The sequence below is a fragment of the Bifidobacterium tibiigranuli genome, from assembly GCF_022655035.1.
GTDB lineage: Bacteria > Actinomycetota > Actinomycetes > Actinomycetales > Bifidobacteriaceae > Bifidobacterium > Bifidobacterium tibiigranuli_A.
The window spans coordinates 65,649-83,559 of record NZ_JALCUA010000007.1 but is presented as its reverse complement, the minus strand read 5'-3'; the positions used below and the strand labels follow the sequence as shown (position 1 = coordinate 83,559).

Sequence of the window (17,911 nt, the reverse complement as noted above, 5' to 3'; positions counted from 1 at the left end):
CGATGAAGGATGCGTTCGCAGCTTCCGAGGGTGGCGCTGGATGCGGCAAAAGGAATGCGAAGTAGCTAAGGAAATTATAGTATCTCCCGCCCTGCCAAGCTGGTGCTATAGCTCCTTGCCACCCACCGGCACTCAGCGCCGCCGCTGGCAGCGTGGGCAATAGTACGACGACCGCGACCCGAAGCGTTCGCGCCGGATTGGAGTGCCGCATCGCGGGCATGGCTTGCCTGCGCGGCCGTACACGTTGAGGCTGCGCGAGAAGTAGCCGGACTCGCCATTGACATTGACGTACAGCGAATCGAACGAGGTGCCACCTTGGGCGAGCGACTCGGCGAACACCTCGCGCACGGATGCCAGCAGCCGACGTAGCGTGCGCGCCGCAATGCCGCGTCCGGCTCGCGCCCAGTATATGCGCGAGCGCCACAGGGCCTCATCGGCATAGATGTTTCCCACTCCGGAAATCAGCCGCTGGTCGAGCAGCAACGCTTTGACGCTCGCCCGCGATGCTCGCATACGGGCGATGACCGTTTCCTCGTCGAATGCGGGCTCCAACGGGTCCGGCGCGATGTCGGCGACGCTGCTGGGCACCGACCGGCCACGGCCATCGTCCGCGAGCGGTTCGACTGCGAGCCGGCCGAAGATGCGCTGGTCAACGAACGACAGCTCGACAGGCCGCCCATCCACTCGTACAAGCTGCAGCCGAGCGCGTACATGAGGGCCGGCAAGGGCCAGCGCCACGCGCGAGCGCTTATCGTCATGGGATGCTGCGGATGCTTGCTGTTTGTCATGCGATACAGAAGATGATGCAGAAGAAGCAGGGGCCGAAGAAGGCGCAGAAAACACCGGAATTTGCAGCGCTGCCTCAGGTTCGCGCAGCAGCAGTTGGCCGCCCATGCCCAGATGCGCCGTCAACGCTTCGAATGGATGCTGCGACTGCGATGGTCGCGCGGACTGCACGTTCAATGACCGCGCAGGTTGCACGCCATCGCCGAGCACGTCGAGCGGCATCCACAGGAACTTTCCGCGTCGCTCCACAGCAGTAATCCGGCGTCCTTCGAGACTGCGCGCAAATGCATTGCCCGAAGGGTGCGGCGCTGCAGGAGCCCCATGCCGCCTCAGGATGCGTTCGTCGATCACGTCAACGTCTGTGCAGGTCGCACCCGTGATGTGGGACGTCAGACCGCGACGCACGGTTTCGACTTCTGGTAGCTCTGGCATAATCCCTAGCCTATAGCCCTATAGCCTTCTTGGCACCATCACGATGAGCCGAATTCCATATGAGACTATGAGACTGTAAGACTATAAGACTATAAGACTATAAGACTATAAGACTATAAGACTATAAGACTGCGCAATTACTCGTATGCAAACTGACCCTATGCTGTCTCACGCATGTATCCTACGCTGCGAGCATAGGTCGCACACGTTCCGCCGAGGCGCAAAACACCGGAAACTCGCGATACCTGGGTCAAACCGCCGCATGCTCGTTTCGCGTATCGCGAGCAACGGCAATCGCATTATAGGATGATACATACAGGATTCGGCACAGGGGCATCAGCGGCGGCCGCGATGCCGGCATCCGACATATACGACATACAAGGAGGCAGTCATGACATTGCAAAAGCTCAACGATCTGGACATCGGCGTCATCAGCGATCAGCTCGGCAGTCAACTCAGAGACCAACTCGGCAACCAGTTCAGCGCCCAGACGGAGAATCTCAAATCCATGCTGCGCGATGCCGCGCAGACGGCGCAAGCCAAGAACCCGTTCCCGCTGTCCGAGCAGGAGAAAAAGACCACTGGCGACACGCTGGTCGCGTTCGGCGTTGCTTCGGTGCTGCTGTTCGCGGTGTTCCTCTTCTACCGCGCCATCGTCAAATCCGGCGTGAAGGCGGCTCTCAAAGAGCATGACAAGGAGCTGGCAGGCAGATTGCTGCGGCATCATCGCAGGCACGGACGCCCAGTCTTGGAAGACTTCGAGGATGAAGAGGACGACTGAGCGCCAGTAGGCATTGGGATTGATCTGGGAACCCCTCAATCCATATAAAAAGTGCTTCGAGATTCATTTTCGAAGCACTTTTTGCATGACCACCGTGCGGGTTGCACGTGAGCATAAGATTAATGACACGAAAGAGACGCTGAGTTGCGGTCAGCGGCGTATTCCTGCCAGTTACATGAGACTACTGGAACGAATCGGCCGCACCTCTCGTACATCAGTGGCGCATTCGTTCCAGTAGCCGCTTCTCGAATGCCTTGTGTTCGCAAGCCCTGTGTAGTCTGGCCCTAGCACAGGGGATATTCGCCATCCCGGGGACTCATCATCCCCCAGAAATACACGCGCACAGAGAGGGCCGCAATGCTTCAGCAACTCATTGCCTTCACACTGGCATCCCTGCTCATCATCATCGTGCCGGGGCCGGATATGGCACTGCTGCTGAGGAACGCTGCCCGCGGAGGGCGACGAGTGGCGCGCCATACGGTCGCTGGCATTATGACGGGGAACGTCATATTAGGCACGGCGGCGGCTTTTGGTCTGACGATTCTTCTGATGGCCTCCACGACGCTCTACCACGTCGTGCGTATCGCGGGCGGCCTGTATCTGGCACGGCTGGGAGTGCAGTCGATTCGTTCCGTGTGGATGCAACGGCATAGCGCGGCTGCCGAAAACGACCCGCCCCAAGGACGCCAGGAAGTCCGAAAAGTCACGGCAACGCATCACGGTTTTCGCGAAGGGCTGCTTTCGAACCTGCTCAATCCCAAAGTCGCGATATTCTACCTATCCCTTTTCCCGCAATTCAACCTGAATCCCTTAAGCCCGCTCATTCAGCACGTCGTGTTGGCCGGATGTTTCTGCCTCTTGGCCGCAGCATGGTACGTGATAGTCCTCACCATTCTCAGCCGCATCGAGCAGCTCCTTCGCAAGCCAGCATTCAACCAAACGCTCGGATTGGTTACCGGAAGCGTGCTCGTAGGCCTCGGCGGCTGGGTACTGGCAAAGCGTTGACTGCGTCGCCGCATGCGTACATCAATACGAAGCTAAGCACTAATAAGATTGGGATTACGAACGTTAGCTTGGTATCTTACTGCCGAGCTACGTGCTGCTCACTTGGTAGCCGACCCTGATAATCGCGTCGAAAACGCAGAAAGTCAGCTTCCCGTCCCTACTTAATGATCGGGCGCAGGGGGGCGGAGACGTCGACCTGGTGCTTGTCGCCGATCTTGGTGGGATCGTTGATGATCTTGTCGACGACGGCTTTCTTCAAATCCAGCTGCGAGGCGTCGCCCCAGATGATGACGCGGTCGCCGCCGTTCAATTCCGTGGTGATCGAGTCCTGGGTCTGGGCGCTGACCTTGGTGATGCTTTTGCGCATGTTCTCGGGCAGGGAACTGAGGATTTTCAGTGACTCTCGCACCGCGCGGCTGCTCAGCCCCTTGTCGACGTCACTGACTTCGATAACCGGGATGCCATCGGCGGAAGCGCCGTTGACCGAGTTGAGTACGCGGCCTTGGCCATCGACTGCAGTCATGCCTGCGCTGGTTTTGAGCATGGCCGCGGGCTTCTGCGCCTTCACCGCAACCGCCATGCCCCTTGGGAAGCGCTTGCCCGCCGTGGCGTCGGTGACGCCGGGAATGTCCTTGAGCTGCGAGGTCACTTCGTTCGCCGAGACTAGGAACAGCGATTTGCCGATCTGACGGTCGGCGATGTCGCGGATGCGCTGCTCGCTGACCCACTCGTTTCCACCGGACACCGTAATCTGCGCGGCATCCAAGCGGAAGACGCTGGAAAACAGGAGCAGCCACACCAGGCCGCAGACTACGACAACGCTGCCGACGATGGCACTCACGCGCACGGCGATGGTGCGCATGCTGGCGCGCCGCCGCTCCCGGAGCCGCGCGCTGAAATCGACGACTTTGGGCCGCGAAGCGATGCCGAGCGTGCCGGTCGTCTCCTCCAAGGTCTTGGCCACCAGATCCTCGCTAGGCAATGCCCGCGCATCCACGAAGCCGTCAGGCTCGCCGACGCCTATGCTCGCGCCAGCCTCAGAAACGACGCTGCGGGCTGCGGCATGACCTTTCGCCGTTTCGCGCCTATGCCCACGATCGGCATGGGTCGACCTTCCAGATTGGGCGGAATCACGGTCCCCAGAGGCACCATGCCCTGCAGCCGAACCGGATACGACACGGCCTCTCCCCTGCCCGTGCGCCGCGGCATCGCTGATGCGCTCAGACGTATTGCCGTCGCGCCCATGCGAGGAACTGGTGACCCGCCTGCTCATCAGGCCTCACACGCCTCGCGATGCGCCTGCAGCGCATGCAGCAGCACCGGGTCCGTATCGGTGATGTCGCCAGCGCCAACGGTGAAAATCACATCGTCGTGATGCGCGCGCATCACGATCATCTGCGCCGCCGTATGCATATCTTCGACCGCGCGGATCCAACCGGTTGGCGGCTCGTGCGGCAGCTCGGCCGCCGCGCTGACAATGCTGGATGCCCCGATACCGGGGAAATCCTCCTGCCGTTCGCGGGCCGGGTAGACGCCGCTCACAATCACGTCGTCGGCCAAGCTGAGCGCCTCAGCGAACTCGTGTGCAAAGTATTTGGTGCGCGAGAACAGGTGCGGCTGGAAGAGCACATGGATGCCGGCCTGCGGGTAGCGCCGACGCGCCGCCTCAAGCAGCGCCCTGATCTCAGTGGGGTGATGCGCGTAATCGTCAATGACGCTGACGCCCTTTTCACAGCCGCGAAGCTGGAAGCGTCGTGCTGCTCCGGCGAAGTCATGCACCGCAGCCGCAGCCGCATGCGGCTCCATACCCAACTGCATCGCAGCCAAGATGGCCGCTGCCGCATTGCGGGCGTTATGCGCACCGGGAATGCGCAGCGCCACCGGCACGCGCACGTCGTCCTCGACGCCTTCGAATGCACCGCTTGGAATCTGCAGCGTGAAACGCTCCTCGCCGCTGCCAGCCTCTTCGCGCTCCTCTTCGATGCGAGCGAAGGCGGCCCCGTTGAGTTCCGCTGCAGCCAGCTCGCGCGTGCCGTAGGCGATGGCGCGCGCAGCCACTGACGGGTCCAGCGCCTGCAAAATGCCCAGTGCGCCGTCGTCGTCGATGCTGATGATCACGCGGTCGTGCGCGTGGCCCGCATACTCGACGAACGCGGCCTGATAATGCTCTTCGTCATGGTAATGATCGAGATGGTCGGCTTCGGCATGCGTGACGATCGCGATATCGGGATGGTACTTGAGGAAGCTGCCGTCGGATTCGTCAGCCTCCGCCACTAGCACATCGCCGGATCCTGCGTGGCCGCCATCCGAAGAAGTGCCATCCGGCCGCTGAATCGAGCCGCCAATCGCGTAGCTCGGGTCAGCCAGCGCGCCAGATCCGGCAGTGACGAGAATATGCGCCAGCAGCGAGCTAGTCGTGGTCTTGCCGTGCGCCCCGGCCACCGTCACCGCGCGCGTGCCATGCATGAGCAGCGCGAGAATATCGCTGCGATGCACAATACGTGAGTTTTGTTCGCGCGCCGCGACAATCTCCGGATTATCGCCGCGAATCGCGCTGGAATACACCACAGTGCGCGCGCCTTCGACATTAGCCGCAGCCTGCCCGATGGTCACCGGTATGCCCAGCGATTCGAGCCGCTGCGTTTTCGCATTAGCCTCGCGGTCCGAACCGTCTACCTCCACGCCGCGCTCGTGCAGCATCTCAGCGAGCACGCTCATGCCCGCCCCGCCGATGCCGATGAAATGCGTGCGGCCCAGCTGCTGCACATCATCGTCAGGCCCGAAGGCTGGAAGGGTCGGATCCAAATCGATGGCTCCGCCGTTCGTCATGCTTTCCGGCATCATATGCTCCTCGCCTTGCCTGTTGAAAAACCTACCCTATTATGCCCGCAGCAGTGCCCATATGCCAAGGGCCAAGGTGCCAGCGGCTGAATGCTATGTAATATCGCGCATCACCGCATATTCACTGCACGTTCGCCTCGCACCCATCGCACGCTCATTGCATAGCTCACCGCTGCCGGTCAACCAGTTCGAGCACCCGATGCGCCATGACCTCGGCGGCGTCCCGGATGCCGTATGACCAGGCCGCCCGACCCATCTCATGCAGGCGCGTTGCGTCAGCCAGCAGCGATGGCAGCTGCGAGCCCACCCATTCGGGGGTGAATTCGTTGTCGGCGACCATAAGGCCACCGCCCGCTTCGACCACCGGCTGCGCGTTGAAGCGCTGCTCGCCGTTGCCAATCGGCAGGGGCACATACACCGCAGGCAATCCGATGGCGGCAAGCTCGGAAACGGAGCCGGCACCGGAACGGCAGAGCACCAAGTCGGCGCAGGCGAAGGCCAAATCGATACGTTCCAGGTATGCGGCCATATGATAGTCGCCCTGCCCGGCATGAGCCGGGTCGAGGTCATTAATCGGGCCTTCGCCCACGCAAGAGACGGCCAACTGGCGCGTCGAATCCATTTTGTCCTTGCCCGTCAGGTGGATGATCTGCGCATGGGCGAGCAGCACATCGGCTGAGGCAGCCACGGCACGGTTGAGACTGGCTGCGCCCAGCGAGCCGCCGGTCACGACGATCAGCGGCCGGCTTGGATCGACGCCGAGCTGCTGCGCCGACTCGATTCGGGTGGCTTGCGGATCGGCTTCGATGCGCTGACACAGGTCTGCAATGGCAGGGCGCAGCGGCAGTCCAACGCGCTGCAGCGCCGAGCCACGCCGCGCCTTAAGACCAGTGCCGTCATACGCCGTGCCGATGAAATCGGCCCAGCGCGCGCCGAGCTTGTTGGCCATGCCGGCCCGGGCGTTCTGCTCGTGAATGGCAATCGTGATGCCCATGCGATGCGCCGCAGCATAGACCGGCGCCGAAGCGTAGCCGCCGAAGCCTGCGACCACCTGAGCTTGGCGATGTTCGAGAATCTCGCGCACCCGGCGACGTTCATTGCGCCAGCGGCCGGGGAATTGCACAGCGGCGCGGTTCGGTCGGCGCGGGAACGGCACTTTTTCGATGGTGTCAAGCTCGTAGCCGGCCTGCGGCACGAGATCGTGCTCCAAGCCGACGGCGGTGCCGACCACGCTGATTGCGGCCTGCGGGTCGATGGCCCTGATGGCGTCGGCCACGGCCAGCAAAGGATTGACATGGCCTGCGGTGCCGCCGCCGGCCAGAACGATATGTCGTTGTGCGCTATTCATAGTTTCTGAGTCTAGTCATTCACGAGTCTGGTCACGAGTTCAGCGTGGAGGTGCCCGCGTTGATCTGGGGATGGACTCGCATCATGCTCACACCTACTCCTGCGGCGATGAGGCACATGATAAGCGACGAGCCGCCGGCGGAGACGAAGGGCAAGGGGACGCCCATCACCGGCAGGAAGCCGATCACCACCATGATGTTGACGAGCGCCTGCCCCACCAGCCACATCGCGATACACACAAGCACCATCGCAACGTAGCGGTTCTTCATCTGCAGCGCCACGCAGACCAGGCACCATCCCAGGATGGCGAACAGCACGATCACCATGACCGCGCCGATGAATCCGGTCTCCTCGCCGATAATCGCGAAGATGAAGTCGTTGTGGGCCTCAGGCAGGTAGTTCCATTTCTCGCGCGAATTGCCGATGCCCACGCCGAGCAGCCCGCCGGAGCCCATCGCGTATTTCGCATGGATGGCCTGGTAGCACACGCCTGCCACATCGTCGCTCGTGCACGGCTGGTAGGCCGCCAGGATACGCTTCATGCGGTTGGGGCTGGTGACGACGAAGGCGACGATGAACACCACGAGGAGCACAACGATGCCGAAGAACCAGCGCAGCGGGAACCCGCCAATAAGCATCGCGACCGCTCCGATAAACACGAGAATCATGGCCGTGCCGAGATCCTGCCCGGCCATGACCGAGAGTAGGCACAGCGCGAACACACCGGCAGGCTTCGCATAGACTTTGATGCCGTCCGCCTCGTAGCGGCTCGTCGAACGCTCCACGGCGGCAGGCATCCAGATGCACAGCGACAGCTTCACCACTTCGGCCGGCTGCATGGTGAACACGCCGGGTATGCCAATCCACCCCGCATTGCCATTGACCGATACGCCCAGCGGCGTCAAGGTGACCAGCTGCAGGACAATCGCGCAGCAGATAAGCGGGAAACTGAATCGGCGATACGTCTTGAGCGGTACATGCGCGGCGATGATGCCGAGCACGAAGCCCATCACACAGTAGATGCCCTGCGATATCGCCTGTTTCCACGGGGAAACGCCAAGCGAGATCATCGTGACCGAGGAGCTCGAAAAGACCATGATCACGCCGAAGCAGGTCAGGGCGACGACGGCGATGCGGAAGCCGTGATAGCACCACAGCGGGTTGCTCAGCGCGCGAATGCCGCGGCTGCCACGGTCGTCATGGCCGTCATGGTTAAAATCATGGCCGCCATGCACGTCGTAGCCGGCATGGCCTGAACCACGGCCAGCGCGGGAGCCAGCAGCCGGGCGTTTGCCGTTCTCAGACCGCCGCGACGCCGCACTGTTCCGCTGCGCTGCGCCGTTGCCGCGCGCAGGCGCCTTGCTGCCGACCTGATTGGCCTGATTGGACTTACGCGAAGATGCGGCTCTGCGGGCGGGGCGCTTACTGTTCGCCATGAGCCCCCACCCAACGACGCGCCTGAGCCGCAAAACGCTCGCCACGATCGGCATACGATACGAACTGGTCCATCGAGGCGCAGGCCGGAGCCATAAGCACCACGTCGCCCGGCTGTGCGAAGGCACCGGCCGCGCCCACCGCCCGGTCCATAACCGTGGCCTTGTCCTGCGGGTCAATCACGCTCACCGGGATGTCCGGCGCCTGCGAGCGCAGCGCGTCGAGCATGGGCTGCTGATCGACGCCGATGACGACCGCCGCCTTGATCTTCTCGCGCCGGTCGCGGATCAGCCCTTCGAAGCGCGAGCCCTTGGCTAGGCCGCCTGCGATCCATATGACGCTTCCCGGGGCGAATGCGGCGAGCGAGGCTTCGGCGGCATGGGCGTTGGTCGCCTTCGAATCGTCGACGAAGCGAATCGTGCCGGCCGGGGATTTCGCCACAGCAACCGTCTCGATTCGATGCCCTCCCGGCGAGAACGCCTGCAGCGCCTCCACGGCAGTCGCCAAGTCGGCGTCGATGCCGAGCGCCAGCGCCAGCGCGGCGAGCGCGTCGGCAAGCAGATGCGGATACGGGGAGCCATCCGGTTCACACAGATGAGTGAACTGCGCAACCGGCGCGATCTTGATCTCGTCAGAGTTTGTCTCATCAGCGTTGGTCTCGCTGGCGCTGGCCGCATCAGCGCCGTTCCCACCAACACCGCTCAGCCCGCTCCTATCGACAATCCAGCCCTCGCGGATGCCCAGCTGGCCCGCTGCCGGCTCATGCAGGGTGAAGCCCACCTTACGACAGCCGGGAGCAGTGACGGCCTCATCGGCGAGCTTGGAAACCCGCTCATCGTCCGCGTTGAAGACCAGCGTGCGCTTGACGCCTCGGAACACCTTCGCCTTGTCGGCCGCATAGTTCTCGATGCCGCCATGCCAGTCGAGATGATCGTCGGCGATATTCGTGATGACGGCGCAATCCAGCGCCAAGGACTCGGTGAAATGCAGCTGGAAGGAGCTCAGCTCGACACACAGGATGTCGTTGCCCGGGTCAACGGCAGCATGGGAAAGCGCCTTGCCGATGTTGCCGACCGCCGGGGCTTCCTGCCCACACGCCTCGAGTATCGTCGAAACCATCTGTGTGGTGGTCGTCTTGCCGTTGGTGCCGGTAATACCGATCCACGGCGCTTCCACGCCCGAGCATTGGTTCGCGGCCCGCAGCCGCCAGGACAGCTCCACTTCGCTGTAGATGGCCACGCCGTACCGCTGGGCTTCCAAGATGAACGGCGTGCGCGGGTTGAAGCCGGGCGAGGTGACCACGATATCAATCTGCGTCCAGTCCACATCGTCGAAGGAATGCAGGTCGGCCTCCGGCTTGCGCTCATCCACCGTCACGATGCGCCCGGCCCGGCCCTGCAGCACCTCCAAAGCGCTGCGCCCGGACACACCCAGACCTGCTATCAGAACGGTTTTCTCGCTGAGATCTTCCATACGTATCATTCATCCTCTCCATACGATTGCTCTTGGCCTAGCCAACACCTTACAATCGGCGCATGTACAGCAGCGTCTGCGACCCTGTAATGATGTACAGCCTCTACAGCAGCAAGCCGGAGCGCCCGGCCCAGTCTGCATAGAACGACATCAGCGCGACGAGCACGAACATGAATTCGATCATCCAGAAGCGCACGACGACCTTCGTCTCGCTCCACCCGAGCATTTCGAAATGATGGTGAATCGGCGCCATCTTGAACACGCGCCTGTGGGTGAGCTTGAAGCAGCCGACCTGAATGATGTCGGAGCAGGTCTCGATGACGAACAGGCCGCCGATGATCACCGCGAGGAACTCGGTGTGCGTGGCGATGGACATCGCCGCGAACAGTCCGCCGAGCGCCAGGGAGCCGGTATCGCCCATGAAGATCGTGGCCGGGTTGGAATTGAACCACAGGAATCCGAAGCAGGCCACCGCAGCACAGGCCGCGATGATCGACAGGTCCAGCGGGTCGGAGACCGCGTAGGCGTAGCCCTCATGCCCGGCGCCTTTGAGATGGTAGCTCTCCCAGAAGGCGATGAACGAGTAGCCGGCAAAGGCGATCATCGAAGATCCTGAAGCCAAGCCGTCCAAGCCGTCGGTGAGATTGACCGCGTTGGTCCATGCGGTCATGAGGAAGTTCGCCCAGATGACGAACAGCACAATGGCAAGGAAGTTGCCGGCGAAGGCGAAGCTGAAGAACGGCCGCTCGATGAAGCTCATGCCCGCCTGCGCACTGGGGAAGCCCGATTTGGTAGGCACAACCAGCGCCAGCACGGCGTAGATCGTGGCAAGGATGAACTGCCCGACGAATTTCGCGCCCACAGACAACCCAAGGTTCTGCTTTTTGCGCACCTTGGCGAAATCATCGATGAAACCCAGCGCACCCATCGAGATCATGGCGTAGATGACAATCAGGGCCGAGCCCGAAGGCGTCTGCCCGCTATTGAGGTAGCGGTAGAGCGCCGAGCTGCCCCAGCCCAGCACGATGGCGGCGATAATCGCCACGCCGCCCATAGTGGGGGTTCCGCGCTTGACGAGATGGGACTGCGGGCCGTCCTGGCGGATGTACTGCCCATAGTGCAGCCGGTGCACCAGGCGTATCAGGAGCGGCGTGCCGACGATCACGACGATCAGCGACACCACGATTCCCAGGATGAGCGAAATCAATGTTGCAACCCCACTTCTTCTTCTGCGTTCCTACTTCTCTTTTGGGTCCTGTCAGGCTTCTTGAGTTCTGTCAGGCGTCGGCGCGCGGGGCCCACTGCTCCGCCAGGATGCTCAGCCCAGAGACGTGAGAGCCTTTGAGCAGCACGACCATGCCGGGATGGGCACGAGCCAGATCCTTGACCACGGATCTGGCGTGTTCGGCGTCATGCACCAAGTCTACCGAGATGCGCGCACCAGTCGGCTGCGCGGCTGGCTGCGAAGCGCCGCGCGCAAGCGCTGCGGCCAGCGCGTCGAGGTGCGTGTCGCCACCCACTGCCACGACCGCATCGACGCCATGCGTCGCAGCATAGGCGCCGATTGATTCGTGCAGCGCCGTTTCGTTGTCGCCCAGTTCCAGCATTGCGCCAAGCACCGCGACGCGATAGATTTCCGGCTCGTCGCGCTTCCATGAGCGCAGGCCCTCGATGCCGGCCTTCATCGAGTCGGGATTGGCGTTGAAGGAGTCGTCGATCAGCGTGAATGCAGCGTCGTCGTCATCAACCTGCGACAGCGCCATGCGATGCGGGCTGATGCGACTGACGTCCTGCAGTCCGCGCGCGATATCCGCAAGCGACATGCCGAAATACGATGCGACGCTGGCTGCGGCCAGGGCGTTCATCACGTTATGGCTGCCAGCGAGCCCCAGCTGCACTGCTGCCCGCTGTTGCGATTGCGGCTGCTCGGCATCACCGCCGACGCGAACCAGCGTGAACTGCGGATGGTCGAACTCGTCGACGTCAATATCCACGGCGCTGAGCATGCCGGGGTGCACATTGTGCGGCTCCTCGCCGAGCCCGAACCACAGCACATCAGCCGGGGCGAGTCGGGACATGGCCGACACGCGCGAATCATCGGCATTGAGCACGGTGACGCCGCCAGGCAGCAGACCGCGCACGATTTCGCTTTTCGCCTGGGCGATGCGCTCGACCGAGCCGAACTCGCCCAGATGGGCCGTGCCGACCTTAAGCACCACCGAAACGTCCGGCGGAGCGATGGTTGTCAGCCTGGCGATCTCACCGACGTGATTAGCACCCATCTCCGCTATCAGAAAGCGCGTGTCCGCACCCACTTGGAGCGCGGTGATCGGCAGTCCTATATTGTTGTTGAACGAACCGATCGGAGCGATAGTAGGAGCCAGCGAGCCCAGCAGGGCATGCAGCAGATCCTTGGTCGTGGTCTTGCCCACCGAACCGGTGATCGCCACGATGGAGAAATCGCCGGGCAGCGCGCGCCGCCGTTCGAGGTTGTATCGGGCCAGTTCTCCCAGCGCCGTGACGCAGTCGGCTACGATGATCTGGGCAAGCGGCGCGCCGGGCACTTCGTGATCGACGATTGCGGCAAGGGCACCGTTGCGCGCGGCCGCATCAAGGAAATCATGCCCGTCAACGCGCTCGCCGGGGATAGCCACGAACAGCGATCCTGGCGTGGCCTGACGCGAATCGGTGACGACGGCAACGATGCTGTCGCCAGGCTGCGAGGCAACCGTTGTATCTTGCCCAGCCGTGGCAGCTGTGCCAGCTGTAATAACTGTGCCAGCTGAAACAACCGTGCCAGCCGTAGCGTCCGGTGCAGCTGCAATCCGGCCGGACACGGCGTGCGCGACCTCAACTACAGGCATTGGTATCATGATCGTCCTCTCGAAAAACCGTTCGTCTGCATGTCTAGCGCAATTCTCGCGAGACACGCAGGGCGCTTTTGATGTTGCCTCGGCGCACGCCTGCGGCCAGCGTCATGGCAATGGCGAGCGACAACCGCCGCTCCGAATCGTCCCCTTGGCCCAGCGCGCTCTGACTGGCGAGCGCATCGGATTCCTCCGTGCGCATGGTCATGGTGAGCTGCTTGTCCGCAATGAAGCCATAGGCCTGGGCCGCTCGAAGCGACGAGATCGACTGCTGCCTGACGTCATCCACACTGCCCAGCACATCAATGCCGACCGACTGCAAGGCATCGGGGCGCAGCGTGCGCTCGTTAAGCGCGATGACGGCCGCCGCCGCTCCGTCCTCGCCGCATACCGCCAGCGTGTGCTGCACGTCAAGGATGCCGACAGGGTGGCGCAGGTCGAGTCTGCGTTCGAGCGAACTGGATCCGGACGCGCTGATCACGCCGACCGGATTGCCGAGCATATGCAGGAAATCGGCCAGCCGCACCACATTGGCCTCCACCTCGTCACCGTCTTCGCCGCAAATGGCGAACATGGCGAGCATTCCCGAGGGCTTGCCTGCAATGTCGCTCGCGAGCTTGCCGATCTGCCTGGCGTCAGGCTCGGCGAACAGCAGCGGAAACTGCGCATTATCGGCCATCTCCCGCATCGCATGCGGCACCAGCGCGGCATAGGCGCCACGCGCCCTGACCCGTTCGAGGCGCTCCGCATCGACGCTGTGCGAAGGGATGTACAGGCTTCCCGGGCCTACCGAATCCACATCATCGGCCAGGGAGGTGATCGTCACGTCCATGGCGAATGAAGGTTCGAGATCGAAGCCGTAATGGTCCACAAGGTAGCCCAGAGTCATCCGCCTGCCCACGGATTCGCTCACTGCGCTCATAGGACGCACCTTTCCTGGATGTTCTGCTGCGACTTCACCACGTCACCGGAATAGCATTCTTGCGTGGCGCCGAGGTCGGCACTTCGTACTTCTGCATAAGGAATTCACCGATCTGCTTGAACACCGGGCCGGAGGTCAGGCCGCCGAAGCTGCCGTGCGGGTTCTTCATCACGACCGTGACGACGAAGCGCGGGTTGTCGGCCGGGATGATGCCCGACCAGTCGCTGACGATCGAGGAGAGCCTGCCGTCGGCGCCCACCACCTCGGCGGTGCCGCTCTTGGCCGCGATCCGATATCCATCCACTCCGGAGAAAGCCTGATATTGCGCGGCCGCCGACTCCATCGCATCGCTCATCTGGGAGGCCACCTGCTCGTCCACCACGCGCGTGGGCTGCGGTTCGCTCGGCGTCGAGACATGGCCGTTCGCGTCGGTCACCGATTTGATGATCGACTGCTGCTGGCGCACGCCCTTGTTCGCAATGGTGGCGACGGCATTGGTCAGCTGCAGCGCGTTCACCGTGTAGCCCTGCCCGAACAGCACGGTGTCCTTGGTGCGCCCGTCCCACAGCTGCGGGCTTGCCAGCGTGCCCGAGGATTCACCGGGAAGCCCCATGCCGCTGTTCTGCCCGAAGCCGAATTTGGTCATGAAGTCGTAGCGCTGCTCGTTGCTGTAGTTGCCCGACGCCATCACCATGCCGACGTTGGAGGACTGCTGCAGGATGCCTGCCAGCGTCCAATGATCAGCCGCGTGGTTTTCGGCGTCGTGGAACACCTGTCCGTTCTTGTTGATCTGGTCGGGGACCGTGAACCTGTCGGTGAGCTGGCTGCCGCCGCTTTGCAGCATGCCCGCCATCGAGACGACCTTGCCGATGGACCCGGGCTCGAAGGTCTGGTTGACCACTTTGGCGACATTGAGCTTGGCATCGTCGCCTCCGGCCTCGATCTGATCGGTGTCGTCGAGCGCGACAATCTGCCCGGTGCGCACATCCTGGACGACGGCGAGAGCCCAGTCGGCCTGGTACTTCTGCTTGCCTTCCGCAAGCACCTTCTTGACATACCAGTCCACGTCGGAATCAACGGTCAACGCCACATCGCTGCCGTTGACCGCATCCTTCGATTCGGCCAACGTGCCGGGAATCTCTTCGCCGCCGTTGCCCTGCTGGTACACCTTGTATCCGTTCTTGCCGGTCAGCGCTGCGTTCTCCATCTGCTCGATGCCCGCGACGCCCTTGCCTTGCGCGTCCACACCGCCGAGCAGCGCGCCGATCATCGTCCCGTTGGAGTACAGCCGCTCATTGCTCAGCTCGCCGTAGATGATGCCGCCAAGCCCGAGCTTGTCGATGGCGCGCTTGACTTCCGGGTCGACATCCTTCTTCAGCACGGCGTAGCGCCCGGGCACGCTGAGTTTGGCTCCCAGCTCCATAGGGTCCATGCCGAGCGTGGGCGCCAGAATCCGCGCCACGGCAGCCGCCCCGATCGTGTCGATCGGCTTGCCATCGACCTGCTGGCAGTAGTCCTTCGTATCAGGCGTGCAGGCAGTCGGCTTGAAGCTTTGCGCGGCCTGCGGATCGGCGACGATCGTATAGCGCTCCACGCTCTGCGCCAGCACCGAGCCGTTGGTGTCGAGGATCTTGCCGCGCTGCGCACTTATCGTGACCGGCAGGGTGCGGCTCGCGGTCGCCGCCTGCGCCGTGGACCTGCCATGCAGCAGCTGAATGGAAGCCAGCTGGCCGATGCACAGCAGCGCCACCAGCGTCATGATGAGGCATATCGTCGTCGAGCGCGAGACGAATCCCTTCGTCGATGTGCGCCTGTTGCTCATTGCCCGGCCCCCTTACTGGGTTGGTTGGCTTGCTGGCTGGGTTGGTATCCGCTCAGATCGATCGATATGGAGCCCTGCTGCGGCACCATGCCCATATCCTGCGCCTTCTGGGGCAGCGACGCCTGAAGCGCGTCGAGCTTCGCCTGATCGTCCTGCACGTCCTGGGTCAGCGTGGAGATATTGTCCTGCACCCGCGTCTGTTCGAAGGAGTTCTGCGCCATCTGCGTGCGCAGTGCGAGCGAGCCGAGCAGGCATACGGCGAGGAATGCCACGGCGACGATGACCTGCAGCAGCGGCATGCTGCGGGCCCTCGTCCACGTCAGCAGCCGCTCGAAGCCTTCACTTACTGCACTGCCGGTCGCGCGGCGTCCTTTGATCACGGTGAGTTCGGGGCGCCTTGGCGTCTCCCTCGAATCGTTCTCACGCCCTGCTGGCGCCGCGTTCGATCGCACCATTCGTGCCGATGTCGCCATCATCGATTCCTTCCGTTCGCGCTCGTGCCTTGCTGCGCCCCATGCGCCTTGCCTCGTGCTGTATCGTTTGCCATGCCGTCTGCCATATCGTCAAAGCGCCGTCTGAACCGCGCAGGAATCGGGCGGACGAGCTCCACGCCGCGCAGCCGCACGGAGGCGGAGCGCGGATTGGCGGCTATCTGCTCGGCGCTCGCCTTGCGCGCTCCTCGGGTGAGCGCCCGGAAGAAGGGCTGAGCATCGTCGGGGATGACCGGCAGACCCGCTGGCACGTCGGCATGCAATCCCTGGTTCATGAAGGTTTTCACCGTCCGGTCCTCCAGCGAGTGGTAGGACTCGACCACGATGCGCCCGTGGGGAGCCAGATGCAGCGCGGCCTGCGGCAGCGTGCGCGCAAGCTTGTCCAGCTCGCCGTTCACTTCGATGCGCAACGCCTGGAACACGCGCTTCGCCGGATTGCCCGCAGGACGGTGCGCCTGCGGCACGACTTCATCCACCAGCGCATTGAGCTGGCGCGAAGTCACAAGTGGTTCGCGCTCGCGCCGCCGGACAACCTCGCGGGCTATCTGCCACGAGAACCGTTCTTCGCCATACGCGCGGAATATGCGTTCAAGATCGTGTTCGCCGTACTCAGCCAGCACGCGCTCGGCGGTCAGCTCCTGCGAGGCGTCCATGCGCATGTCCAGCGGGGCGTCATGCGCGTAGGAGAAGCCGCGCTCGCTTTCATCGATCTGCAGGCTCGACAGGCCCAGATCCATGAACACGGCGTGCACACGACGGATATGCAGTCCGTCCAGCACGTCGGAAAGCTCATCGAAGGCGGCGTGCACCGGCGTGAAACGGTCGGCGAAGCCGGCGTCGCGCATGCGCTGCGTGGCCATCGCCAGCGCCTCGGCATCGCGGTCGATGCCGATGAGGTGCGCCGCGGGAGCTGCGGCAAGGAACGCGGTCGCGTGGCCCGCCAATCCCAGCGTGCAGTCGACGACGACGCCACCGGCTCCGCTTATAGCCGGGGTCACCAGTTCCACGCACTCCTCAAGAAGCACGGGCTTATGAATCATCGAGTAATCAGTCATCAGAACTCCACCGCCGGCAGCACATCATCGGAGATGTCGGAATATCCTTGCTCCTGCTCGCCCAAGTAGCGTTCCCAGGCCTCGCGGTTCCATATCTCGGCGCGTGTGCCCACGCCGATCACCACGATGTCGGAGCCGAGCTTCGCGTAGTCGCGCAGCATCGGCGGCACCAGCACGCGCCCCTGCTTATCCGGATCCTGGTCGATCGCGCCGGAGAGGAACACGCGCAGATAGTCTCGCGCAGCCTTGTTACCCATCGAGGTGCGCTGGATGCGCATCGCGATGCGACGGAATTCGCTCTGCGGCAGCAGATACACGCATCGTTCCTGGCCACGCGCCATGACCATGCCCGGTCCGAGCTGAGCGCGCAGCTTCGCCGGCAGCGCCATGCGCCCTTTGACGTCGATCTTCGGCGTGTAGGTGCCCAGCAGCAAAGGCAGCATCGGCATGCCGCCAATCTCGCCGTCCTGCGAACCGCCTTGCGCAGCGGAATCGGCCGAGTCGGCGGAGGGAAGGGTCTGGCCCTGCAGCATTGGGTCTTCGGGCATTCCTCCACCTCCTTCGCGATTGCGGGTGCGACAATTTCGGCTGATTCGCTCAGTTGATTCACCACTCTACCCCACTTTCCCCCACTTTCCTCCACAACATGACAAAA

General features: G+C 63.0%; 15 protein-coding genes. 2 read left to right on the top strand and 13 right to left on the bottom strand.

The window, feature by feature from the left end:
- Positions 1 to 132: 132 nt before the first annotated feature.
- Positions 133 to 1,218, bottom strand: coding sequence for a bifunctional DNA-formamidopyrimidine glycosylase/DNA-(apurinic or apyrimidinic site) lyase (gene mutM / locus LKK40_RS07975; RefSeq protein ID WP_304310172.1), 1,086 nt, complete (start codon positions 1,216 to 1,218; stop codon positions 133 to 135).
- A 391-nt stretch (positions 1,219 to 1,609) separates the two neighbouring features.
- Here mutM and LKK40_RS07970 point away from each other — a divergent pair, with 391 nt between their 5' ends.
- Positions 1,610 to 1,999, top strand: a complete 390-nt coding sequence (locus tag LKK40_RS07970; RefSeq protein WP_304310171.1) for a hypothetical protein — start codon at positions 1,610 to 1,612, stop codon at positions 1,997 to 1,999.
- Between the two features lie 357 nt (positions 2,000 to 2,356).
- Positions 2,357 to 3,004, top strand: a complete 648-nt coding sequence (locus LKK40_RS07965) for a LysE family translocator (protein ID WP_304310170.1) — start codon at positions 2,357 to 2,359, stop codon at positions 3,002 to 3,004.
- A gap of 157 nt (positions 3,005 to 3,161) precedes the next feature.
- Here LKK40_RS07965 and LKK40_RS07960 read toward each other — a convergent pair whose 3' ends face one another.
- The 12 genes from LKK40_RS07960 to mraZ all read right to left on the bottom strand — a co-directional run bounded on the left by LKK40_RS07960 (position 3,162) and on the right by mraZ (position 17,789).
- Entirely contained in the window at positions 3,162 to 4,277 is a 1,116-nt protein-coding gene (locus tag LKK40_RS07960) for a cell division protein FtsQ/DivIB (protein WP_304310169.1), read from the bottom strand.
- Positions 4,277 to 5,833 (bottom strand): UDP-N-acetylmuramate--L-alanine ligase, encoded by a 1,557-nt coding sequence (gene murC / locus LKK40_RS07955; protein WP_304310215.1) that lies wholly within the window; start codon positions 5,831 to 5,833, stop codon positions 4,277 to 4,279. Before murC ends, LKK40_RS07960 begins: the two co-directional genes overlap by 1 nt.
- A gap of 178 nt (positions 5,834 to 6,011) precedes the next feature.
- Positions 6,012 to 7,193: a UDP-N-acetylglucosamine--N-acetylmuramyl-(pentapeptide) pyrophosphoryl-undecaprenol N-acetylglucosamine transferase gene (locus LKK40_RS07950; protein WP_304310168.1), complete on the bottom strand. Its 1,182-nt coding sequence runs from the start codon at positions 7,191 to 7,193 to the stop codon at positions 6,012 to 6,014.
- 31 nt (positions 7,194 to 7,224) lie between these two features.
- The gene (gene ftsW, locus LKK40_RS07945; protein WP_304310167.1) at positions 7,225 to 8,628 is read right to left on the bottom strand and encodes a putative lipid II flippase FtsW; all 1,404 of its coding nucleotides are present in this window, start codon (positions 8,626 to 8,628) and stop codon (positions 7,225 to 7,227) included.
- Positions 8,615 to 10,108 carry a UDP-N-acetylmuramoyl-L-alanine--D-glutamate ligase gene (gene murD / locus LKK40_RS07940; protein WP_434735132.1) on the bottom strand — a complete coding sequence of 498 codons (1,494 nt, stop codon included), beginning with the start codon at positions 10,106 to 10,108 and terminating at the stop codon, positions 8,615 to 8,617. Before murD ends, ftsW begins: the two co-directional genes overlap by 14 nt.
- A gap of 94 nt (positions 10,109 to 10,202) precedes the next feature.
- Entirely contained in the window at positions 10,203 to 11,306 is a 1,104-nt protein-coding gene (mraY, locus tag LKK40_RS07935) for a phospho-N-acetylmuramoyl-pentapeptide-transferase (RefSeq protein ID WP_152580682.1), read from the bottom strand.
- Positions 11,307 to 11,376: 70 nt separating this feature from the next.
- Positions 11,377 to 12,972, bottom strand: coding sequence for a UDP-N-acetylmuramoyl-tripeptide--D-alanyl-D-alanine ligase (locus LKK40_RS07930; protein ID WP_304310166.1), 1,596 nt, complete (start codon positions 12,970 to 12,972; stop codon positions 11,377 to 11,379).
- A 34-nt stretch (positions 12,973 to 13,006) separates the two neighbouring features.
- Entirely contained in the window at positions 13,007 to 13,888 is an 882-nt protein-coding gene (locus LKK40_RS07925) for a UDP-N-acetylmuramyl peptide synthase (RefSeq protein ID WP_304310165.1), read from the bottom strand.
- A 34-nt stretch (positions 13,889 to 13,922) separates the two neighbouring features.
- Positions 13,923 to 15,710 (bottom strand): peptidoglycan D,D-transpeptidase FtsI family protein, encoded by a 1,788-nt coding sequence (locus tag LKK40_RS07920; RefSeq protein ID WP_434735131.1) that lies wholly within the window; start codon positions 15,708 to 15,710, stop codon positions 13,923 to 13,925.
- Positions 15,707 to 16,183: a hypothetical protein gene (locus tag LKK40_RS07915; protein ID WP_304310212.1), complete on the bottom strand. Its 477-nt coding sequence runs from the start codon at positions 16,181 to 16,183 to the stop codon at positions 15,707 to 15,709. The genes LKK40_RS07920 and LKK40_RS07915 overlap by 4 nt, the downstream gene beginning before the upstream one ends.
- On the bottom strand, positions 16,183 to 17,256 hold the full coding sequence (rsmH, locus tag LKK40_RS07910; RefSeq protein WP_304310164.1) for a 16S rRNA (cytosine(1402)-N(4))-methyltransferase RsmH: 1,074 nt from the start codon (positions 17,254 to 17,256) through the stop codon (positions 16,183 to 16,185). Before rsmH ends, LKK40_RS07915 begins: the two co-directional genes overlap by 1 nt.
- On the bottom strand, positions 17,256 to 17,789 hold the full coding sequence (mraZ, locus tag LKK40_RS07905; protein WP_304310211.1) for a division/cell wall cluster transcriptional repressor MraZ: 534 nt from the start codon (positions 17,787 to 17,789) through the stop codon (positions 17,256 to 17,258). Before mraZ ends, rsmH begins: the two co-directional genes overlap by 1 nt.
- Positions 17,790 to 17,911 lie beyond the last annotated feature (122 nt).